General features: G+C 44.2%; 25 protein-coding genes. All 25 read left to right on the forward strand.

Translation table 11 applies throughout. The features are described 5' to 3' along the window. Positions 1 to 13 precede the first annotated feature (13 nt). Positions 14 to 1438: a flagellar hook-length control protein FliK gene (locus ACFQZR_RS04535; protein WP_379343246.1), complete on the forward strand. Its 1425-nt coding sequence runs from the start codon at positions 14 to 16 to the stop codon at positions 1436 to 1438. 50 nt (positions 1439 to 1488) lie between these two features. Continuing rightward, positions 1489 to 2046, forward strand: coding sequence for a flagellar hook capping FlgD N-terminal domain-containing protein (locus ACFQZR_RS04540; protein WP_379343248.1), 558 nt, complete (start codon positions 1489 to 1491; stop codon positions 2044 to 2046). After that, positions 2043 to 2423 carry a TIGR02530 family flagellar biosynthesis protein gene (locus ACFQZR_RS04545; RefSeq protein WP_379343250.1) on the forward strand — a complete coding sequence of 127 codons (381 nt, stop codon included), beginning with the start codon at positions 2043 to 2045 and terminating at the stop codon, positions 2421 to 2423. Before ACFQZR_RS04540 ends, ACFQZR_RS04545 begins: the two co-directional genes overlap by 4 nt. A 105-nt stretch (positions 2424 to 2528) precedes the next feature. Then, on the forward strand, positions 2529 to 3335 hold the full coding sequence (locus ACFQZR_RS04550; RefSeq protein WP_379343816.1) for a flagellar hook-basal body complex protein: 807 nt from the start codon (positions 2529 to 2531) through the stop codon (positions 3333 to 3335). Between the two features lie 59 nt (positions 3336 to 3394). Further along, the gene (locus tag ACFQZR_RS04555; RefSeq protein ID WP_018757850.1) at positions 3395 to 3619 is read left to right on the forward strand and encodes a flagellar FlbD family protein; all 225 of its coding nucleotides are present in this window, start codon (positions 3395 to 3397) and stop codon (positions 3617 to 3619) included. After that, positions 3616 to 4086 carry a flagellar basal body-associated FliL family protein gene (locus ACFQZR_RS04560; protein WP_018757851.1) on the forward strand — a complete coding sequence of 157 codons (471 nt, stop codon included), beginning with the start codon at positions 3616 to 3618 and terminating at the stop codon, positions 4084 to 4086. The genes ACFQZR_RS04555 and ACFQZR_RS04560 overlap by 4 nt, the downstream gene beginning before the upstream one ends. A gap of 38 nt (positions 4087 to 4124) precedes the next feature. Beyond that, positions 4125 to 5123 (forward strand): flagellar motor switch protein FliM, encoded by a 999-nt coding sequence (fliM, locus tag ACFQZR_RS04565; protein WP_018757852.1) that lies wholly within the window; start codon positions 4125 to 4127, stop codon positions 5121 to 5123. Continuing rightward, entirely contained in the window at positions 5113 to 6390 is a 1278-nt protein-coding gene (gene fliY / locus ACFQZR_RS04570; RefSeq protein ID WP_379343818.1) for a flagellar motor switch phosphatase FliY, read from the forward strand. The genes fliM and fliY overlap by 11 nt, the downstream gene beginning before the upstream one ends. 22 nt (positions 6391 to 6412) lie before the next feature. Continuing rightward, entirely contained in the window at positions 6413 to 6778 is a 366-nt protein-coding gene (locus ACFQZR_RS04575) for a response regulator (RefSeq protein WP_379343254.1), read from the forward strand. A 5-nt stretch (positions 6779 to 6783) separates the two neighbouring features. Then, positions 6784 to 7335 carry a flagellar biosynthetic protein FliO gene (locus tag ACFQZR_RS04580; protein WP_379343256.1) on the forward strand — a complete coding sequence of 184 codons (552 nt, stop codon included), beginning with the start codon at positions 6784 to 6786 and terminating at the stop codon, positions 7333 to 7335. Then, entirely contained in the window at positions 7332 to 8090 is a 759-nt protein-coding gene (gene fliP, locus ACFQZR_RS04585) for a flagellar type III secretion system pore protein FliP (RefSeq protein WP_379343258.1), read from the forward strand. Before ACFQZR_RS04580 ends, fliP begins: the two co-directional genes overlap by 4 nt. Before the next feature lie 30 nt (positions 8091 to 8120). Further along, positions 8121 to 8390: a flagellar biosynthesis protein FliQ gene (gene fliQ, locus ACFQZR_RS04590; RefSeq protein ID WP_018757857.1), complete on the forward strand. Its 270-nt coding sequence runs from the start codon at positions 8121 to 8123 to the stop codon at positions 8388 to 8390. Between the two features lie 10 nt (positions 8391 to 8400). Next, positions 8401 to 9195: a flagellar biosynthetic protein FliR gene (gene fliR / locus ACFQZR_RS04595; RefSeq protein WP_379343260.1), complete on the forward strand. Its 795-nt coding sequence runs from the start codon at positions 8401 to 8403 to the stop codon at positions 9193 to 9195. Positions 9196 to 9212: 17 nt separating this feature from the next. Continuing rightward, entirely contained in the window at positions 9213 to 10307 is a 1095-nt protein-coding gene (gene flhB, locus ACFQZR_RS04600) for a flagellar biosynthesis protein FlhB (protein ID WP_379343262.1), read from the forward strand. Positions 10308 to 10325: 18 nt separating this feature from the next. Then, positions 10326 to 12359 (forward strand): flagellar biosynthesis protein FlhA, encoded by a 2034-nt coding sequence (flhA, locus tag ACFQZR_RS04605; protein ID WP_379343264.1) that lies wholly within the window; start codon positions 10326 to 10328, stop codon positions 12357 to 12359. After that, positions 12356 to 13699, forward strand: a complete 1344-nt coding sequence (flhF, locus tag ACFQZR_RS04610) for a flagellar biosynthesis GTPase FlhF (RefSeq protein ID WP_379343266.1) — start codon at positions 12356 to 12358, stop codon at positions 13697 to 13699. The genes flhA and flhF overlap by 4 nt, the downstream gene beginning before the upstream one ends. Further along, entirely contained in the window at positions 13692 to 14573 is an 882-nt protein-coding gene (locus ACFQZR_RS04615) for a MinD/ParA family protein (RefSeq protein ID WP_379343269.1), read from the forward strand. The genes flhF and ACFQZR_RS04615 overlap by 8 nt, the downstream gene beginning before the upstream one ends. 24 nt (positions 14574 to 14597) lie before the next feature. Next, positions 14598 to 15932 (forward strand): protein-glutamate methylesterase/protein-glutamine glutaminase, encoded by a 1335-nt coding sequence (locus tag ACFQZR_RS04620; RefSeq protein WP_379343271.1) that lies wholly within the window; start codon positions 14598 to 14600, stop codon positions 15930 to 15932. A 36-nt stretch (positions 15933 to 15968) separates the two neighbouring features. Then, complete coding sequence (locus ACFQZR_RS04625) at positions 15969 to 18068, forward strand: chemotaxis protein CheA (protein WP_379343273.1); 2100 nt, start codon at positions 15969 to 15971, stop codon at positions 18066 to 18068. A 28-nt stretch (positions 18069 to 18096) separates the two neighbouring features. After that, positions 18097 to 18558 (forward strand): chemotaxis protein CheW, encoded by a 462-nt coding sequence (locus ACFQZR_RS04630; protein ID WP_018757865.1) that lies wholly within the window; start codon positions 18097 to 18099, stop codon positions 18556 to 18558. Positions 18559 to 18561: 3 nt separating this feature from the next. After that, on the forward strand, positions 18562 to 19182 hold the full coding sequence (locus tag ACFQZR_RS04635) for a chemotaxis protein CheC (protein ID WP_379343276.1): 621 nt from the start codon (positions 18562 to 18564) through the stop codon (positions 19180 to 19182). Beyond that, positions 19179 to 19676 (forward strand): chemotaxis protein CheD, encoded by a 498-nt coding sequence (locus ACFQZR_RS04640; RefSeq protein ID WP_018757867.1) that lies wholly within the window; start codon positions 19179 to 19181, stop codon positions 19674 to 19676. Before ACFQZR_RS04635 ends, ACFQZR_RS04640 begins: the two co-directional genes overlap by 4 nt. A 2-nt stretch (positions 19677 to 19678) precedes the next feature. Beyond that, the gene (locus tag ACFQZR_RS04645) at positions 19679 to 20095 is read left to right on the forward strand and encodes a hypothetical protein (RefSeq protein WP_379343278.1); all 417 of its coding nucleotides are present in this window, start codon (positions 19679 to 19681) and stop codon (positions 20093 to 20095) included. A 16-nt stretch (positions 20096 to 20111) separates the two neighbouring features. Beyond that, a complete protein-coding gene (locus ACFQZR_RS04650) occupies positions 20112 to 20897 on the forward strand; it encodes a FliA/WhiG family RNA polymerase sigma factor (RefSeq protein ID WP_379343280.1) in 786 nt (261 codons plus the stop codon). Between the two features lie 28 nt (positions 20898 to 20925). Continuing rightward, entirely contained in the window at positions 20926 to 22332 is a 1407-nt protein-coding gene (locus ACFQZR_RS04655; RefSeq protein WP_379343283.1) for a flagellar assembly protein A, read from the forward strand. Positions 22333 to 22357 lie beyond the last annotated feature (25 nt).

The raw sequence follows: 22357 nt of genomic DNA on the forward strand, positions 1-22357 counted from the left end.
GGAGGTGAAAAAGATGGAAATGATGATTCAATCTACATCAGCTTCGATCAGTGCGAAATCTTCGAATGCTTCGGCGACTAAGAATGCGGCTGGCACGGATAAGTCGGGTAATACCTTCGGGCAAGTGCTGGGTCAATCTATGAACGGTCAAGAAGCAGCAAGTGGAACAGGCAATACTGCACCGGTAAATGTGCAAACCTTGATTAAAAGTGCATTGGCAACGGATTCTACAGGAGAAATCAGTACAGATCAGTTGATTGAAGCGCTAATCGCGTCACTGCAACAAGCAGACGGGAATATTGAGAATAATCCTGATTTATTGGGACAATTGCAAGAATGGATCAAGCTGGCAGATGAGCTTTTGGCAGCACTTGTCAGCCCTCAAGTGAGCGTACAGGAACCATCGAACAAACTCGCAGAATCCGACTTGGCTGCAGACCCAGCAACATTGCGTTTTGCGGTTCAAGATAGGCTGATGCAACTCGTAACCCTTGTTAAGGAAGTGAGCACAACTGAGTTACAACAACCAGCTGTGATGAACAAGTCGATGGGCGCTGAGTTCATGCAAACCCTGCAATCGATGTTAGGTGATATGACGCAGCAATCGGGCACACAAGTGACGAAGCAATCCAATGCAGCACAGTTGATCCAAGCATTGCAAGCGATTCTGAACAAAGGGAACACGGTAAATTCGGATTCAAATGTTGTCAGAACGATGGATCTTTTCTCTGATCGTGCCGTGCAACCGACATCGCTTGTGGGAAATGCCGTGAAAGTAACTAACGAGAATAATTCGTCGTTACAACAGCATACGTCCAATCAGACGCAATCAACCTTAGCTTCGTCAGATGATCAGCCATGGCTGAATCTAGATAACGATAAGGATGTATCACCAATTGTTACTGCCGGTCAAATGGCGCTTCGCGCGCATGATACGACGGTTCCTCGAACAGCAGCGCCTGTGATACAAGCACAGAACTTTGCACCTGAGATGAGCCAGTTCATTAAGCAGCTGGATATTGTGAAGTTGAATGGATTATCAGAAGCGAAGATTATTCTATTCCCTGAGCATCTCGGTCAAGTAGATATTCGAATTTCGGTTCAGAACGGCCATATTGTTGCGCAATTTATGACGGAACATGCAGCAGCCAAGGACATGTTAGATATGCAAATGGCTCAACTCCGTACAGCACTGCAATCCCAAGGTCTGCAAGTTGAGAAGCTCGAAGTCACGCAGAACCAGAACTTGCATTCCCAAATGTTCCATGATGGACGTCAGTCGAATCGTGGACAAGGGCAGGGAGATCAGCAGACAAAGAATCAGGCAGCAGGGCAAGAGGAAGGTTCAATCAGTCAATTGCAATCAAATATGCAAGAGGAACAAAACATCCGCCTGAATGGGTTAAGTCGAGGCAGTTCCTTCCATGCAACGGTGTAGAAAGAGAGTAGGTGAAAGCAATGGCAAATGATCGAGTCTCAACTTCAAATATGTGGCCGAACTATAGCCCGACGAATGTGGCTGCAGCAGCGAAGAAGGAGCAGAGTTCGCTCGGGAAGGATGATTTCTTCAAAATCTTGGTTACGCAAATGACGAATCAAGATCCGACACAGCCACTTAACGACCGTGAGATGATCGCTCAGATGGCGCAGTTCTCCTCGGTCGAGCAATTAATGAACATTAATAAGCTGCTTACATCGATGCAGCAATCCCTCGGCTCTTCATCAGGTTTGATCGGTAAGCAGATCAGTTGGAAAACTGAAGGGGATAAGCCGGAGACCAAATCAGGTATTGTAGAATCGATTATTATCCGTGATGGGATCCAATACGCCAAAGTTGGGACCGATGAAATTCTTCTTAGCAAGGTTGATAAGATTGAGAACCCTGCTGACAAGGTGCCTCCTAAGGATGAAATGAAGCCTGATCAACCAAAACCTGAACAACCTATAGCTGAACAACCGAAACCTGATGAACCGGTGAAGGATGAGAATAGTAAAAATCCTGAAACGGATAAACCTTCGAATCCACCAGAGGCTAGCGGATCATGACGGATCGTATGACCGTAGGTCAGCTATACACGGGTAAGATTTCACCTGCTGGGGTAAGGCCAAAGACAGAGCGTCTATCGAACGCAAATGATACAAGCTTTGAAGAGATACTGCAAAGTAACTTTGTAAGGTTCAGTCAACACGCTGAAATGCGCCTACGTCAAAGAGGAATTCAAATGGGCCCGGAGCAGCTATCAAAGCTAGAGACAGCTATTGATAAGGCTGCAGCAAAGGGTGCGAAAGAATCTCTCGTGCTTTTGCCAGATACAGCATTGATCGTGAACATTAAGAATCGTATGGTTGTGACCGCAATGGATCAATCATCGATGAAAGAGCATGTGTTCACACAAATTGATAGTGCAATAGTTCTTACATAAAAAAGGCTGGACCTAATAAGGAGGCCTAAGATTGCGGATCGACCGATGCAATCTCTGTATGACAAACGATTAGAATGAGGAGGATATCTATTCATGCTAAGATCGATGTATTCTGGTGTTTCAGGTATGCGCGGCTTTCAGACAAAGCTTGATGTCATCGGCAACAACATTGCGAACGTGAATACGGTTGGATTCAAAGCTGGCCGTGTTATGTTTAAAGATATTATGAGCCAGACGGTTGGAGGCGCTACAGCTCCAAATGGTACTGCTCAAGGCGGGATTAACCCGAAGCAAATTGGACTTGGCGTTACTGTAGGTTCGATTGATACGATTCATCTCGGTGGTAGTGCAATGACCACGAACCAACCATTGGATTTGCGGATTGATGGCGATGGATTCTTTGCAGTTCAATTGGAAGGTCAGACGACGCCATTCTTGACTCGCGCAGGGAATTTCCATATTGATGCCGATCGCAACATTGTAACAGGCGATGGGATGAGAGTCGTAGCTTCCGGCGGAGACATCATTGATTCCTTGGATGATACGGTAACAGGACTTACGGTTGCCCAAGATGGAACACTGATGCTAGCAAAGAATGATGGAACAATCGAACAAGGCCCGAAAATTGGTATTGTTAAAGTAATCAACCCTGAAGGTCTAGAGAAGATCGGTGGCAACTTGTATCGAATGACGGGGAATGCGAATCCGGATGGCGCGCTCGAAGTCGTCGATGCGAACAGCACTGAATTTGGAACGGGAGCCGTTATTTCGGGTCAATTAGAAATGTCTAACGTTGAATTGACAGGCGAGTTTACGGAAATGATCGTTGCACAGCGCGGTTTCCAAGCGAACTCTCGTATTATTACAACTTCTGACGAAGTTCTGCAAGAAGTTGTTAACTTAAAACGATAAGATCGGATGATTAAGTAACGGAGGGGATTTTCCCCTCCACATCTCATAGGAGGGTAGCCATGATCTCACTTACGCGGCTCAACGGTTCCCAGGTATGGATTAATGCTTTACTTATAGAGAGTGTCGAAGAATCACCCGATACATATGTTACGCTCGTTACAGGTAAGAAAATCATCGTACTGGAGAAGTCAGTTGATATCATTCGTTTGATGAAAGATTACCTAAGCAGTATTGGCGTGCAAGGCGCGACCATCAAGTTTCAGCAAACGGAGGGACAATCATGAAAAGAATGTTGCCATGGCTTATTACCGTCCTACTTGCCATTACATTAATTATTGTTGCAGCATTTCTCTTGTATAATTACTGGTCTAATGATTCCAAAGGTTCGAAAGTGGACAGTGCAATAAGTCAAGTGGAAACGAAACAATTGACTGCGGACCAAATCGTTGAGGTGTCTTCTCAGATTACGGATATCAAGACAAACTTGGCTGATGCAGGCTATGTCGTTATGATGGGCTTCTCTTTCCAACTTGATAGTAAGAAGACGAAAGAGGAATTTGATAAGATCAAAGATATCAATATTAAACCGATCATCATTAAAACGCTGGCGGATATGCAACCGACAGAACTTAATGGCGCGAAAGGTAAAGATCAACTCTGTGCGAAGCTGACCAATCTAATCAACAGTGCGATGCCTAGCGGGAAGTTGATGAATGTGGCGATTACTGATTTTATTATGACGTCCATTTAATTTGGCGATAGGATGATTCCTTTAAGGGGGTGAAACGATTGGTTGATGTATTGTCACAAAATGAGATCGATGCCTTGCTTGCGGCACTATCTTCTGGCGAGATGGATGCAGAGGAACTGAAGAAAGAAGAATCGCAGAAGAAAATTAGATCTTACGATTTTAAGAGAGCAGTTCGTTTCTCCAAGGATCACATTCGAAGTTTGACGCGAATACACGAGAACTTTGCTCGGTATTTGACGACGTATTTTTCAGCGCAATTACGTACTTTTGTGCAAATCAGCGTCGTGCAGGTCGAACAATTGCCGTATGACGAATTTATCCGATCAATTCCAAAAATGACGATATTAAATATTTTTGAAGCGGAGCCGCTTGAAGGTCGAATGGTTCTTGAGGTTCACCCTAACGTAGCTTTTGCGATGGTTGATCGTTTACTCGGCGGCACCGGCGTGGCTCCTTCCAAAATAACTGCCTTGACAGAGATCGAGACAATGGTCATGGAACGGATTTTCAGCAGAGCATTTGATAGTCTTCAAGAAGCTTGGAAGACGGTCATCGATATTGCACCACGACTCGAAGCACTTGAGACAAACCCGCAATTTATGCAAATTGTTTCACCGAATGAGACGATTGCGTTAATCTCGTTAAGCACCAAAATTGGTGATACGACAGGGATGATCAATCTATGTATCCCACACGTTGTTATTGAACCGATTATGCCTAGATTGTCGGTACATCATTGGTTCGTCTCTCAGAAGAAATCGAGAGTTCCTGAAGAAGTCGAGGTACTTCGACAACGGGTGAATAAAGCGAGATTACCGTTGATTGCTGAGTTGGGTAATTCACAAATCTCCATACGCGAATTTTTAAGTTTATCGGTGGGTGATGTTATAACGTTAGAGAAAAAAGTTGAAGATGGCCTATCGATCCGCGTCGGAGAGAAATTGAAATTTCTCGGCAGTCCTGGTGTTGTTAAAGATCGCGTGGCGATTCAAATTGATGAAATTGTGAGCGAAGGGGTTGAAGAATTTGACGAGTAAAGACTATTTATCTCAAGAGGAAATTGATGCTCTACTGAATCAATCCTCAGCATCTAATACAGATGAGGGTTCGAAGTCTGAAATTTCCATCAATGATTATTTAACCGCACTGGAACAAGATGCTCTTGGGGAAATTGGAAATATTACGTTTGGAAGTGCAGCAACGGCGCTGTCCACACTTCTTGGGAAAAAAGTCGACATTACGACCCCACAAGTGTCCATTATTTCACGCGAGAATTTTAGCAGTGAATTCCCAAAACCGCATGTCGCAGTACATGTGACATATGTAGATGGGTTTGAAGGCATTAATTCATTGGTGATTCATACGAGAGACGCACAGGTCATTGCGAATTTGATGCTTGGTGGAGATGGGCAGATTACTGAGGATGAAGAACTGAATGAGATTCATATCAGTGCTGTACAAGAAGCCATGAATCAAATGATGGGATCCTCTGCAACGTCGATGTCGACGATCTTTAATCGGTTTGTAAATATCTCGCCTCCAGGTATTGATATTCTCAATATTGAGAGTGGTAGAGGACTCCAGAAGCTACCTACGGAAGACTATCTGGTTAAAGTTTCGTTCCGCTTAATTATCGGAGATTTGATTGATTCGACGATCATGCAGCTTCTCTCTATTTCTTTTGCCAAGGAGTTAGTTGCATCGCTATTGGGTGATGCCGCTGAACCAGAAGCGCCAGCACCGGTTGTGAATGAGCCTATGGTCGCGAGTGAACCAGCTGCACCAATGTTTGTGGACCCGAGTGCAGGCTTCAGTGCCGTCGATCCTACGATGCCTTATGCGGAACAACCACTTGCGCAGCAACCGATGATCGCTCAGCAGCAAATGCATGGGCAGCCGATGTATGCACAACCACAAGGTTATCAACAACCAGGTTATGGGGCACCAATGGGGCAACCTTCGATGCTTGGAAATGGCGCGAATCGAAATGTGCAACAAGTTCAATTTGCTAGTTTTCAGAATACTCCTTATTTACAGACAGAGGAGACTAATCTAAATTTATTATTAGACATTCCGCTGAAAGTGACTGTAGAATTAGGTAGAACCCAGAAGCAAATTAAGGAAATTCTCGAATTATCGCAAGGATCGATTATTGAATTGGACAAGCTCGCAGGGGAACCTGTCGATATATTGGTGAACAACAAGTTAATTGCCAAAGGTGAAGTTGTTGTAATCGATGAGAATTTTGGGGTTCGTGTTACAGATATCGTAAGTCAATGGGATCGTATTCAAAAACTACAATAAGCACTAGGGAGGATTTTTTAACATGTCAAACCGTATTTTAGTCGTAGATGATGCAGCTTTTATGAGAATGATGATTCGTGACATTCTGACGAAGAATGGGTACGAAGTCGTAGGTGAAGCACAAGATGGAGCACAAGCGATTGAGAAGTTTAAAGAATTCAAACCTGATTTGGTGACGATGGACATTACGATGCCTGAAATGGATGGTATCTCCGCTTTGAAAGAAATCAAGAAGTTGGATGGCGCTGCCAAAGTAATCATGTGCTCCGCGATGGGACAGCAAGCGATGGTCATCGATGCGATTCAAGCAGGAGCTAAAGACTTTATCGTGAAACCGTTCCAAGCTGATCGGGTTATTGAAGCGATTAAGAAGACGTTAGGATCCTAAATCGAATGATTTCGTTCCTAGCATTGGATTCAGACACAAATAATAATATGAGCTACTCTGGCGCAGTGATGAATATCGTCTGGGTGCTCATCGTTCTCGTAATCATTATCTTTCTAATCGTGTTTGTCATTCGATTCCTAGGACAGAAAAATCGCAACTGGAGCCGAAACCAAGCGATTCGTACGCTTGGGGCGATCGGGCTTGCGCAGAACAAATCGATGCAAGTGGTAGAGATCGGGGATTCGATCTACATTATCGGTGTTGGCGAAGATATACGTCTCATCGATAAAGTATCGGATCCTGATGAGGTTGCGGTTATTCTAGCTTCTTTTGAGCAGAATCAATCCAAACAGGGGCAAGAAATCGCGCCCTTTATCTCGAACTTGATGAAGAAACTTCGTAAATCGGAGGATTCGGCGCCTATCTCGCAGGAGGAACTGAATACCTCCTTTCATGAAGTGTTCCAGAGCAAGTTAAACCGAGTGACAAGCCGGAAGCAGAAGGTAGAGGAATTGCTTCAGGACGAAAATAATTCAGATCGGTTGATGGACAAATGAACAAAAAAGTATTGGTATGCTTAACCGTTGTATTGTTCTTGGCATCGCTGATGGTTGTACAATCTGCATTTGCGGCAGACCCTATTCCCAATATACATTTTCAAATTGGCGATGGTGGTGAAAAGCCCGGTACGAGCTCGTTGTCTTTATTGCTGATTATCACGATCTTAAGTGTGGCACCTGCGATATTGCTTCTTATGACGAGCTTTACACGCATTGTGATCGTACTCGGGTTCGTACGAACCTCCCTTGGGACTCAGCAGATGCCTCCCAATCAAGTATTAATAGGTTTAGCGTTATTCATGACGCTATTCGTGATGTCTCCTACAATATCTGAAGTGAACAAAGTTGCCTTGCAACCCTATCTAAATGACCAAATCTCTCAGACGCAGGCACTAGAAAAGGCCGCAATTCCGATGAAGAAGTTCATGTTCAAGCAGACAAGGGAGAAGGATTTATTGCTTTTTATGAAATACACAAAGACGGAGAAGCCGAAGAGCTATGAAGATATTCCAATTTCAGTACTCGTACCTGCGTTCGCAATAAGTGAGCTGAAGACTGCGATGCAGATGGGTTTTATGATCTTCATTCCGTTTCTTGTTATTGATATGGTCGTGGCGAGTACGCTTATGGCCATGGGGATGATGATGCTTCCGCCGGTCATGATCTCATTACCTTTCAAAATATTACTGTTTATACTGGTCGATGGTTGGTATCTTGTTGTGAAGTCATTGTTATCAAGCTTTGGCACATAACGGATCAGGACAGATAGAAGGAGGACGCAAGTGACCACGGATTTTATTATCGGGCTTGCTGGTCAAGCAGTATATACTGTCTTGAAGGTTAGTGCGCCAATGCTTGTGCTGGGATTGCTCGTTGGACTTATCATTAGTATCTTTCAGGCGACGACGCAGATTCAAGAGCAGACACTCGCTTTTGTTCCTAAAATCGTTGCGGTAATGCTGGCCCTTCTCATTTTTGGACCATGGCTCTTAACAACCATGATTGATTTCACGACCAATATTCTTGACAATTTAAATCAATTTATCGGGTAGGCGTGAGCAAATGGATTTTATACAAGAGGCTCTCCCTGTTTTTTTGTTAATTTTTTGTCGGATTTCAGCGTTTTTTGTAGCTGCTCCTGTCTTTTCATCTCGAAATGTGCCGAATCAGTTTAAGATTGGTTTATCATTTTTCGTAGCATTGATTATTTACTTAAGTTATGGCTTAAGCCAGAGGGTACCCTTCGATACCCATTACATATTGCTTGTTATGAGAGAAGTGCTTGTTGGATTACTCATTGGTTATTGCGCGGTTTTGTTCATGTCAGTTATTAATACAGCAGCGAGCTTTATAGATATGCAGATCGGGTTCGCGATGGCGAATGTGATTGATCCGTTATCCGGCCAATCTTCTCCCATAATGGGGGGCTTCAAATATGCCGTTGCTATTCTATTATTCCTGATCATGAACGGCCATCATTATATGATCGATGCGATGTTCAAGAGCTATGAATGGGTGCCATTATCAAATGACGTGTTCCAGCGAATATATGATGGGAGTGTCTCAACATTCCTTATCACGACATTTGCGAATACTTTCCTGCTCGCATTCCAGCTTGCAGCCCCGATCGTGGTTGCCTTGTTCTTAACGGATGTTGGACTTGGATTTCTTGCGCGGACAGCTCCGCAATTTAACGTATTCGTCATCGGGATTCCGCTCAAAATTATTGTGGGCTTAGCGATTCTTCTACTCGTGATCCCAGGTCTTGCTTATTTATTTCAACAGCTTTTTGGTACGATGTTCGATTCCATAGAACAGTTAATTCAATTGATGGGCCATTCAGGTGCTGCAACGTGAAAAGAGGAGGGGTAACGGTGAACTTGCGGTATCAACTGGACCTTCAACTTTTTTCACAGGAAAAAACGGAGAAAGCAACACCGAAAAAACGACAGGAATCTAGACAAAAAGGTCAAGTCGCGAAAAGTGCGGATCTGTCAGGGGCTTCTGTCTTGTTAGGCGCATTTATGTGTCTGCTCATGCTTGGTGGATTCTTCAAAGAACGACTAATGAATCTCTTTACAGAGCCGCTGCTGCATCATATGAATATTTCGTTCACCCAGGAGACCATATTGCAATTTTTTGGACAAATGGCTTTGAAAATATTAATTTTCATGGCGCCCATATTCATTATTGCAATTTTACTTGGACTCTTAGCGAATTATCTGCAAGTGGGGTTCTTATTTACGGGAGATCCGATTAAGGTGAAGCTGAGTAAGATCAATCCGATCAATGGGTTCAAGAACATTTTCTCGATGCGATCGCTCGTCGAATTTATGAAGTCGATTATTAAGCTCACAGTGATTGGACTTCTCGTGTATACATCCATTATCGGACAGAAAGCAGAAATTTTGCAGCTCTCGCATCAATCGATTGAACACATTTTCACTTTTGCAGCGAAAGTTACACTAGGTCTTGGGATTAAGATTGCCGCCGTATTGCTTGTGCTCGCAGGTCTTGATTATCTGTACCAACGATATGAACATGAGAAGAGTCTTCGCATGTCCAAGCAAGATATTAAAGATGAATATAAAAAAATGGAAGGGGATCCGTTGATAAAAGGAAAGATTCGTGAACGTCAACGCCGCATGGCCTTATCACGTATGATGCAGGAAGTGCCCAAAGCGGATGTGATTATTACGAATCCAACGCACTTTGCTGTCGCCATTAAATATGACGCCACAATGATGCAAGCGCCACAAATTATCGCAAAGGGGCAAGATTACGTCGCTCTAAAAATTAAGGAATTAGCCAAAGAACACAACATCGTTACGATGGAGAACAAACCGCTTGCGCGTGCTCTATATGCGCGGACGGAGATCGGAGATTCCATCCCTGCAGATCTGTTCCAAGCGGTAGCAGAAGTATTGGCATATGTCTACAAGTTAAAAGGCAGAGTCAAATCTCGGTAAAAAGGGAGGTAGCGAATCATGAAAATAAGAGATATTACTGTTCTCGCAGGCATTATTGGTATCGTGCTTATGATGGTCCTGCCCATCCCTTCATGGCTGTTGGACGTATTATTGATCATTAACATTTCGACGGCGTTAATGATTCTTCTTATAGCGATGAATTCGAAGGAAGCATTACAGTTCTCGATTTTTCCAGCTTTATTGCTCATCACGACGTTATTCCGATTAGCGCTTAATATCTCGACAACGAAGTTGATCTTGACGCATGGTGAAGCTGGACATGTTGTCGCGACCTTCGGCCAATGGGTTGCGCAAGGTGAAATAGCGGTTGGTTTTGTTGTTTTCCTCATCTTGGTTGTCGTTCAATTTATCGTTATTACGAAGGGTTCTGAACGGGTAGCTGAGGTAGCGGCACGTTTTACCCTCGATGCGATGCCAGGGAAGCAGATGAGTATTGATGCGGATTTGAACGCAGGACTCATCAATGAACAGCAAGCAAAGGAACGGCGCTCGAAGATTGAGAAGGAAGCAGATTTCTACGGTGCAATGGACGGGGCGAGTAAATTCGTCAAAGGGGATGCCATTGCATCGATTATCATTCTAATTATCAATTTAATCGGCGGATTTATTATCGGTATGGCTGTGCATGGTATGCCTTTTGGTGAAGCACTTAGCCGATATACGATTCTATCGATTGGGGATGGCTTGGTGAGCCAGATCCCAGCATTGCTGATCTCAACAGCAGCAGGTCTGATCGTGACGCGTGCGGCATCGGATGGTAACTTGGCACAAGATCTTAGTGCGCAGGTGTTTGCTTATCCGAAGCTAATCTATATTGTCGTCGGTACGATTACGATCCTTGGATTGTTTACACCGATCGGCCCATGGGCTACGCTGCCATTCGGAGCTCTATTATTGTTCGCTGCGCGGAAGATGCAGAAGACGATGGATAAGAAGCAGGCGGAAGAAGAGCTTCAAGTGGAAGAGCAGCAGATTGAAGAAGTCCGGAGTCCTGAAAGTGTGATTAATTTATTGCAAGTTGATCCGATTGAATTCGAATTTGGGTATGGTCTGATTCCGTTAGCAGATACGCAACAGGGTGGAGATTTACTCGATCGTATCATTATGATCAGGCGTCAATGTGCTTTAGAACTAGGACTTGTGGTCCCTGTTATCCGAATTCGCGACAATATTCAACTAAAACCGAACGAATACGTCATAAAAATTAAAGGAAATACAGTGGCTGGCGGTGAATTATTAATTAATCATTACTTGGCCATGAGTCCTGGGTATGATGATGACTCAATAACAGGGATTGACACAACGGAACCAGCTTTTGGCCTACCTGCGCTATGGATCGATGAGCCTACGAAGGAACGTGCCGAATTGGCGGGTTATACCGTGGTTGATCCACCTTCCGTCGTAGCGACGCATCTTACGGAGATTATTAAGAAGCACGCACACGAGTTGCTAGGCAGACAAGAGACGAAAGCCCTAGTAGACAACGTCAAGGAATCTTATCCGGTTCTTGTCGACGAGCTGATCCCGAACATACTCACAGTTGGTGAAGTACAGAAGGTACTGGCGAAGTTGCTTCGTGAGAAAATTTCGATTCGAGACCTTGTGACCATTTTTGAGACGCTTGCTGACTATGGGGCGTATTCGAAAGATCCTGAAGTATTAACGGAATATGTGCGTCAATCTCTTTCCAGACAAATTACTCAGCAATTTACATCACAAGGTGAGACACTACGAGTTATCACAGTGGGTCCTGCATTAGAGAAAAAAATTGCCGAGAGTGTACAGTCTTCTGACCAAGGCAGCTATTTGGCGTTAGATCCGAATTCAACGCAGATTGTGTTCCAGAAGATAACGGAACAAGTACAGCGGTTAATCCAATCAGGTCATCAACCGGTCGTATTGACATCACCAACGATTCGAATGTATTTGCGTCAAGTGATCGAACGAATGATGCAGGATATTCCCGTATTATCTTATAGTGAATTAGAACCGAATGTCGAAATTCAAAGTGTAGGGGTGGTGAACTTATGAGAGTAAAACGTTATATCGTAGAGACCATGCCGACAGCGATGCAGCAAATTCGGGCGGAGCTAGGGAATGATGCCGTCATTTTAAGTACGAAAGACCTATATATCGGCGGATTCCTCGGGATGTTCCGTAAGAAGCGTATCGAGGTGGTTGCGGCAGTCGATAAGGCTCCAGCACCATCTGCGAAATCGACGGATACTCGCCAAGTTCACGCCCTAACGACACAGCAAAAAGCAGTGGATGATGGAGCAGTAGCTACGTTGATTGCGGCTGCATCCACTGCATCGAATAGGCACGTGGCATCGGCCTATCGAACAGCTCAGAATCAGGATATCGGAACATCCGTCGCTTCAGAGCAAGTAATTGCGCCTCCAGCACGAACGATCATTCAAGCTGAACCACCACAGGCGCCTGATCGGAGCCATATCATCAGCAGTGTGAAGCCAAATCAGGTACAACCGGGTCGCGAAGAATTGATCTTTGATGAATTACGTCAGGTGAAAGAATCGATTGCGAAGTTATCGAAGCAGTCTATGGGTATTAATGAAGATGAAATTTATGAGTCGGTTATTGCATCACTTCGAGAGCAAGAGATTGCACCACATGTGATAGATTCGTGGCTAGATCAGTATAAGCAAATACTTGCCCTCGAGGCTCAGGAAGGCTCAGCTGAACATTTTGCGGATTTTGTTCGAGAGCTGCTCAGACAGAATATTGCTTCCGTTGCACCGGAAGGCATACAGAGTCATACACGTGTCATCTATGTCGCTGGTCCTACAGGCGTAGGGAAGACAACAACCATAGCGAAGCTTGCAGCGGATCAATTATTCCGTCATGGGCGGAAGGTTGGATTTATTACTTCAGATACATATCGGATTGCCGCAGTTGAGCAGTTACGTACGTATGCGACAATTCTCAATATTCCATTAGAAGTTGTGAACTCGCCAGCTGATCTCATGCGAGCAATGAAGTCGCTTGAGCATTGTGATTTGATTTTTATGGATACGGCTGGCCGTAATTTCCGCAATGAACTTCTTGTATCTGAGCTGAATAGTTTGTTGAAGCCATTAGATTCAAGCGAGACGTACCTGGTACTCAGCATGACCGCGAAATATCGGGACATGTCGAAGATCGTAGAGCATTTTCAGAAATATCAATTGGATAAGGTGATCTTCACGAAGCTGGATGAGACAGGTACCCATGGTTCAATTCTCAACGTTATCCATGACTATCATTTGAAATTGTCATATATAACCGATGGGCAGAATGTGCCCGAAGATATTCGACTACTTCAACCCGAGCGGCTCATTCAACTTATTTTAGGAGAAGAAGTGAATGTATGATCAGGCACAAGCGTTAAGGAATCTTGTCAATCGTCACAATAAAATGCAAGACTCCCACCACGATACACGAATTGTTACGGTAACGAGTGGTAAAGGCGGCGTGGGGAAGTCGAACTTTACGTTGAACTTTGCGCTTGCATTGCAATCGCTCGGACAGAAAGTGCTTGTGTTTGATGCCGATCTCGGAATGGCGAATATCGATGTCTTGATGGGTGTGAATTCGAGGGTTAACCTATACCATCTATTAAAAAGAGAGAAGACGATCTGGGAGGTTATTCTCAAAGGTCCCAATGATCTTCATTTCATTGCTGGGGGATCGGGGTTCCAAGAACTACTTACACTTCCAGAGGAAGAATTGTTGTATTTCACGGAACAGGTTCATTCCATCTCTGGAGAATATGACATCATTCTGTTCGATACAGGGGCAGGTTTAACCAAAGAAACATTGAATTTCATTCTTTCTGCCGAAGAGACCATTGTTGTAACAACACCAGAACCAACATCGATTACCGATGCTTATGCGTTGATTAAAATCGTACATCGAATGAATAACAAGGTAGCTTTTCGTTTAGTTGTTAATCGGGTGTCGGACCTTCAGGAAGGCATCCAGACATCGAATAAAATTAATTTAGTGTCAGAACAGTTTCTAGATTTGAAAATCCCAACCTTAGGGTATGTGATGGATGATCCGAATGTTTCAAATGCGGTGAAGAAGCAAGTACCTTTTACGATTGCATTCCCGCAGAGTACATCTAGTCGAAGTATTGAACAGTTAGCTCAAGCTTACCTAAATAAATCAAGTCAACCGCAACGAATGCCTTCGGAAAGCGGAGTAAAAGGATTTCTATCTAGAATGCTGAAATTTATGAAATAATCCTTTTCAAAGGAAGTGAGGCAGATGCAAGTCTTCAAAGTATTGGTTATTGATGATTCCGCATTTATGCGTAAATATATTTCCGATATGGTTACATCGGATACACAATTCGAAGTTGTGGACACGGCGAAGAACGGGCAAGAAGCTGTTGAGAAGGTTAAATCATTAAATCCAGATGTCATCACGATGGATATTGAAATGCCGGTCATGAACGGCTTGGAAGCGCTAAAGGTCATAATGGAAGATCATCCGACGCCAGCCATCATGTTGTCCAGTTTTACGGAGAAAGGTGCAAGAGAAACAATTCTCGCGTTGGAGATAGGGGCATTTGACTTTATTCAGAAGCCATCGGGGACGATCTCTTGTGATATTCATGTTGTCTCGGAGCATCTGCACCAGAGGTTGCGTGCAGCTATTAGCTCCAATATGAAAAAGTGGCCAATCAAAATAGCACCATTTCCCGAGTCTCAGTCAACCGTGCCTGCTGCTCCAATGGTACCGGTCATCCCTGTAACACCAGCAGCTGCGGATACACCAACGGTTCTAGTAAAGCCAGCTTCTATCGATTATGTTCTTAAACCTGTCATCCAGGAACGTTCAGAATTACAATATCGAACGCCTGGAATACTGCCTAAGAATCAGGAACCTATAAAGTCGAAGAAGCCCAATTCGGACCGCCAATTACATACAGCAGAAGTGCTTCTTGAGACGGCTGCTACCCTAACACCTGTTCCTTCAATTGAAGTTCCTGAGCTGAAAGTTAGACAACCAAGGCGAACAACCTTCAATCAATTGGTCGCGGTAGGCTCTTCGACAGGAGGACCTCGGGCGCTTAAGGAGCTTCTGACTGGGATTCCAGAAGATTTTCCAGCGCCAATTGTGATTGTGCAGCATATGCCAGCGAATTTCACGAAGTCACTAGCACAGCGGCTGAACTCCTTTTGTCAAATTCGTGTTGTCGAGGCAGAGAATGGTGATCGTCTTGAACCAGGCACAGCATATATCGCGCCTGGCGGCTGGCATATGACTATTAGACGCGAAATCAAAGGGACGTATGTTGTTGAGCTTAACAAGCAGGATCTTAGAAATGGACATCGTCCTTCGGTAGATATCTTGTTCGAATCATTGATTCCGTTAAAAGAACTAGAGAAGCATGTCGTATTACTCACGGGTATGGGCAGTGATGGCGCTCGAGCGATGAATGCACTCACGGAACATGGGGTTCAGTCAACATTTGCTGAGAATGAGGAATCTTGTGTTGTCTATGGGATGCCGAGATCTGCGATTGAGCTAGGCTGTGTTAAACATATTTTGCCGATTCAAGAGATGGCTCCAAAATTGCTGCAAGTCGTCAAGTAAAATGGAATTGTGATTTCACTGAGGGGGGTGCTTGTAATGGAAATGAATCAATATTTATCAATGTTTATTGACGAGTCAACCGATCATTTGCAATCGTTGAACGACAATATGATGCAACTTGAGAACAACCCAGATGATATCAGCATCGTACAAGTCATATTCCGTTCTGCACACACATTAAAAGGCATGTCCGCGACGATGGGATTTAGCGACCTTGCGTCACTAACGCATCAAATGGAGAACGTGCTCGATTTGGTGCGTAATAACGAGCTGAAGATGAATGAATTTATCTTCGATACGTTATTCAAAAGTTTAGATGCACTCGAGACGATGGTACAAGATATTACACAAGGCGGCGAAGGAAAAGCGGATGTATCCCACATCGTCGAAGCACTGCAATCGATCGTACGCGGAGATTATGGACAAGCAGGGGCTTCGAATGAAGCACAAATCTCAGGAGCTCAGAATACGACGACAGAATTCCGCCTTGATGAATATCAATATGCTGTATTAGAGCAATCGATCAATACGGGACTTCCTGTGTTCTATCTCGATGTCGTGATTCGGGAAGATTGTGTTCTGAAGGGTGTTAGAGCCTACATGGTGTTTAATGCCCTTGAAGAGAATGGTGAAGTCGTTAAGTCGAACCCATCTGTTCAAGATATCGAGCAAGAAAAATTTGATCGCAGCTTCTCTGTGTATTACATATCTAAGATCGATCAAGAATCGCTTTTCCAGTTAATTTCGAGTATATCCGAGATTGAACGAGTACATATCCTTCCTGTTGATGAAGAGTCATTGATTCAAATCAGCCAGGAAGATGAGCAAGTCAACGAAGTAACTTCACAAATCCTTCAAGCTGTTAGGGAAACAGCAGCAACAGCGGCTCCAGCGGCACAAACAGCTAAGGAAGCAGCGCCTGATCGTCCAGCAGCTCCATCCAAACTGGCAGCTTCAACAGGAAGCTCTACATCTTCGCATGCTGGATCAAGAACGATACGTGTTGATATTGATCGTCTTGATGTATTAATGAATCTATTTAGTGAATTATTAATCGATCGTGTGCGACTTGAGCAGCTTGCCAGCGATCTCAAGAGCCAAGACTTGACGGAGACCGTTGAGCATATGGCACGTGTAAGCGGTGATCTTCAGAACATCGTTCTGAAACTGCGCATGGTTCCGATTGATACGGTATTCAACCGCTTCCCGCGAATGATTCGCGACTTGGCGAAATCGCTCGACAAAAAGGTTGATCTCGTAATCACTGGAGCGGATACCGAATTAGACCGTACGGTGATTGAAGAGATTGGGGATCCACTTGTTCACTTGCTGCGTAATGCTGTGGATCATGGGATTGAGTCGATTGCGGAGCGTTTAGAAGCTGGCAAGTCTGATACCGGTACACTTGAGCTTCGTGCATTCCACAGTGGTAATAGCGTCTTTATTGAGATTCAAGATGACGGCAAAGGAATTAATCGTGAGAAAGTATTGAAAACGGCGATTAAGAATGGCGTTGTTCGTGCGGATGAAGCGAATGCGATGACGGATGAGCAAGTCTATCAATTGCTATTCGCACCTGGATTCAGTACAGCGGATATAGTATCGGACATTTCTGGTCGTGGTGTAGGACTCGATGTTGTGAAATCGAAAATTCTCTCACTAGGCGGCAATGTAACGGTAGACTCTAATTGGGGCTCGGGTTCGAAATTCTCTGTTCAATTACCTCTAACCCTATCTATTATCGCTGCGATGCTCGTTCGTGTGGGCGAAGAGAAATACGCTCTACCATTGTCTTCAATCGTGGAGACGATGATCGTCGAACACAAAAATATTAGACATGTTCATGGATCGACAATGATTGATTATCGTGAATCTGTCATTCCAATTGTATCATTAGCAGATGTATTCGATTGTCCGAAGTCGAGTGAAGTAGAAAAAGATAATTCCGATGTGATTGTGATTCGTAAAGGCGAGCGTCTTGCGGCATTCATGGTCGATGATTTCATTGGTCAGAGTGAGATTGTCATCAAGACGTTAGGCAAATATTTAACGAATATCTACGGCATTTCTGGGGCTACAATTCTCGGGGACGGCCAAGTTGCACTTATCATTGATCCAAATGCACTAGTGAAATAGAGGGAAATAGATAAAGGAGGTTCTACCCATGGGAGAAGATATTAAAGTTATCGTGTTTGCACTCGGTACAGAAGAATATGGTGTCGAAGTAGATAGCGTCAAGACAATTGAGCGTTTGACTCCTATTACACGCGTTCCCAAGACATATCACTTTGTAAAAGGGGTTATCAATTTACGCGGTGTTGTCGTTCCAGTGATTGATTTACGAGGTCGCTTCGGTCTGCCTGAGACAGCTCATACGGAACATACACGAATTATCATCGTCAATGTGAATGACATGGAAGTCGGCTTTATCGTAGACACAGCAAACGATGTAATCGATCTAAACACAGATCTGATTGAATCCCCTCCTGAAGTGGTTGGCGGAATCAAAGCAAAATATTTGCGCGGTGTAGCTAAGATCGGCAACGATCGACTGTTGATCATGTTGAATCTACCTGAAGTGCTTAACAAACAAGAGATTATTCAACTTGAAGATATGGGAGAATAAGTAGTGGACATTTTTCGGAATTTAGCAGAAATCAATGTTGATGTTCTGAGAGAAGTCGGAAATATTGGTGCCGGACATGCAGCGACTGCGTTATCTCGGTTGGTTGATAGACCGATTGACATGGCGGTTCCTGCTGTACGCATGTTGCCTTTTGATGAGATTGCGGAACAGGTAGGTGGCCCTGAGCAGCTTGTTATCGCGACGTTCCTCCGTGTGGAGGGCGATGCTCCAGGTAATCTATTTTTCATTATGAAGCCGCATGCCTCCAAAAAATTACTCCGTTCCTTGTCCGGAATTGAAGTCATTTCGGATGATGACTATACGGAAATGGAAATATCCGCACTGTCCGAGATTGGCAATATTCTAGCGGGTTCCTATCTATCATCATTAGCAGATTTTACGGGGTTGTATATGACCCCAACCGTGCCAGCTCTAGCAATAGATATGGCGGGTGCAATTTTAAGTTTTGGATTGATGCAATTCGGTCAAATGGGCGATGGCGCACTTCTAATAGACACGACCTTCTTAGAGGGAGACGAGGAAGTGGAAGGACAGTTTTTTCTTATTCCAGACCCATCGTCTTTTGCGAAAATATTTCGTGCATTGGGAGTACCTTACGAATGATAGAAGACTTGCAAATCGTGAAAGTAGGGATGGCGGATTTGAACGTCGTCCATGGAAGTGGCATTATTCGAACGACAGGGCTTGGCTCTTGTGTGGGATTAACATTATACGATTCGATTGCGCATATCGCCGGATTGGCCCATGTCATGCTTCCCTCATCAGACACAGCGCGTGAAGGTCAATTGAATCTGATGAAATATGCGGATACGGCGATTCCTGTATTGCTGGAGAAGATGGAGAAGCTTGGGGGCCAGCGTAGACGGATGGTAGCGAAGATGGCTGGAGGTGCCCAAATGTTCGCTTTTAACTCCATGTCGGATACGATGCGGATTGGACCGCGAAATGTTGAGAACTGCAAAGAAATGTTGATGAAGCTATCGCTTCCTCTTCTTGCAGAAGATACGGGTGGAAATTTCGGTAGAACGATTGAAATGAATTGTCAGACAGGAATATTACATATTCGCAGTGTTCAAATGGGTGTGAAGGAAATATGAAGATGTCAGGGAATATTCGTTGGAATCTTGGGTTTGGTATTGCAGGCTTTGCGTTTACATTTTTGCTATCCGTTCAGAACAACTTGTTAACGACAAGTCTTGTACGTAGTGTATATGCTTTTCTGATCTGGTTTGTTATTACTTTTATCTTAAGAGCCATTCTTTTTCAACTTCTTGCCAGCAAAGAGGTTGTGGAATCATCCACTGTTCAAGGTTCGGATGATTTGGTTGGTGGACAGCTTGATCTAGTCATCCCAGATGAGACTGAAGAGCTGCACGATTTGCTAAAACCAACACCGAAAGAACAAAAAGCCGTTCAGGAAGGATTCGTACCTTTGAATCCCCCTAAGATTGTGAAGGTAAGTGATCAAGACCCTGAGCAAATGGCAAAGGTAATTCGTCACCTGACAGAAGATTAAGGAGGGCGAAATGTAAATGTTAGAAAATAAAATCTCTCATTTATCGAACTATGACCTCTGGGAAAGCTGGAGAGAGGCCGGACAGATTGAAGCAAAGAAACAATTGATAGAGCAGTATCTATCGATCGTTGATTATGTTTCGAATCGACTTGCCATCGGCTTACCTAAGAATGTGAGTAAAGATGATCTTGCTAGTAATGGTGTCGTAGGACTAATTGATGCCATTGAGAAGTTCGATTACAAACGGGGATTACAGTTCGAGACCTACGCCTCATGGCGTGTTCGCGGGGCGATACTCGACGGACTGCGTCAAGGAGATTGGGTGCCTCGCTCCGTTCGTGAGAAGTCGAAGAAGATTGAAGAGGCCTATCAACACCTGGAGCAGCGTTATTTACGTTCTGTAACAGATGCTGAGATGAGCGAGTACCTGGAAGTGTCCGAAAAAGATTTTCAACAGATGCTGCAGGACGTTGCGGTTACGAGTGTCTGCTCGCTAGAAGATCCGATCCGAGACGAAGAATCCGAGACACGACTATCTCTTCTCATTGATGAGAAGGCGAAAAATCCGGACTACAAAGTAAATGAGTTTTTCCTGAAAGAATCCTTGGTCAAAGGCATTGAGAAATTAACGGAGAAAGAGCGAACGGTTGTCTCGCTTTTCTATTACGAGGATCTATCTCTAAGTGAAATTGCGGAAGTCATGTCGCTCTCACCCTCACGAATCTCTCAATTGCATTCTAAGGCGATATTCAGGTTGCGCGGTTCACTGGATAAGTATAAAAGTCAACTTCTATATAACTAGGTGATGGATAGAGGAGGGTGTAACGTTTATGGCAAAGGAAGTCCGATTGAACGAATTCATGGACATTTCTTTATCAGAGAACAAAATCGAGGCCTATTTGCAGATCAATGAACATTATGACAATAGCACTTTTACATCAGATCAACTTGAGGCATATCTGAGAGAGAACCGCATCCATCATGGCATTCAAAAGAATAAATTGCAACAGATCGCCCAGACACCTAGAGCATTCCAGAACAATTATACGGTTATCGCCATGGGAACATTACCAACAACAGGGACGGATGGATATATTAATTACTCCACAAAACTTATCAAACAAGAAAAGAAACCGATGGAACTTGAAGACGGATCCGTTGATTATCGGGAAGTTGTTCAATTGAATAATGTCCAGAAAGGTCAGCTTATCGCAGAACGCGTATTGCCTACAGAGGGAACACCCGGAATGACCGTAACAGGTGAGGAAATTCCATCGAAAAAGGGCAAGGAGGTTCGATTCAAAATCGGAAAGAATGTCGTCGTCGATACGGAACAGAAAGCGATGTATGCTGCGATCGATGGACTGATTGCAAAGACCGATAAGGATAAAGTGAATGTATTTCCAGTCTACGAAGTGAATGGGGATGTGGATTATAATATCGGCAATATCGATTTCATCGGGACCGTTGTTATCCGAGGAAATGTATTAAGTGGATTTCGTGTAAGAGCTTCAGGGGATATTCGCGTCAGCGGTGGTGTTGAGGGCGCCGACTTAGAAGCTGAAGGTTCGATCGAAATCACGGGTGGTATTATCGCAGGTAATAAGGGTTCGGTACGTGCACGTATGAATGTGAAGAGTTCGTTCATTCAAGACGGAAATGTTTTCGCAGGTAATGATGTCATTGTATCGCAGAGTATCATGCACTCCACGATACGCGCAGGAAAAAATGTGATCTGTGCAGGAACGAAAGGGCTAATCGTAGGAGGCTTGATTCAAGCGGGAGAACGTGTTGCTGCACGAACCATTGGTAACACGACGTCCACAGCAACGGTGATTGAGGTGGGTGTATTGCCTGAATTGCGTAATGAGCTGCTTGAGCTTCGCGGTCAGCTGCGTGCATTAATTGAAGGCTTAGATAAGACAGATAAAGCGCTCTCGCTGCTAGATCAGCTTGCTTCATCAGGGCAATTGTCGTCTGATCGTATTGCGATGCGTGTCAAATTAACGTCAACGAAGAAACAAAACAAGCAAGAACAGTCCGAAATTCGTGAACGGATTCTTGAAATTGAGAAGAAGCTTGAAGATACGAACACGGCACGTATAGATGCGATGAAGACCATCTATGGAGGCACTAAGATCGTTATTGGACGTTATACACGGTTCATGAAAGATCCTGTTGAGCGAATTAGCTTTAGACTTGCGGAAGGCGATGTGTCGATGAGTCCTTACGTATAATAAGGAAAGGCTGATGACGTCTTCT

This window comes from Paenibacillus sp. GCM10027629, from assembly GCF_042676425.1.
Lineage (GTDB): Bacteria > Bacillota > Bacilli > Paenibacillales > Paenibacillaceae > Paenibacillus_K > Paenibacillus_K terrigena.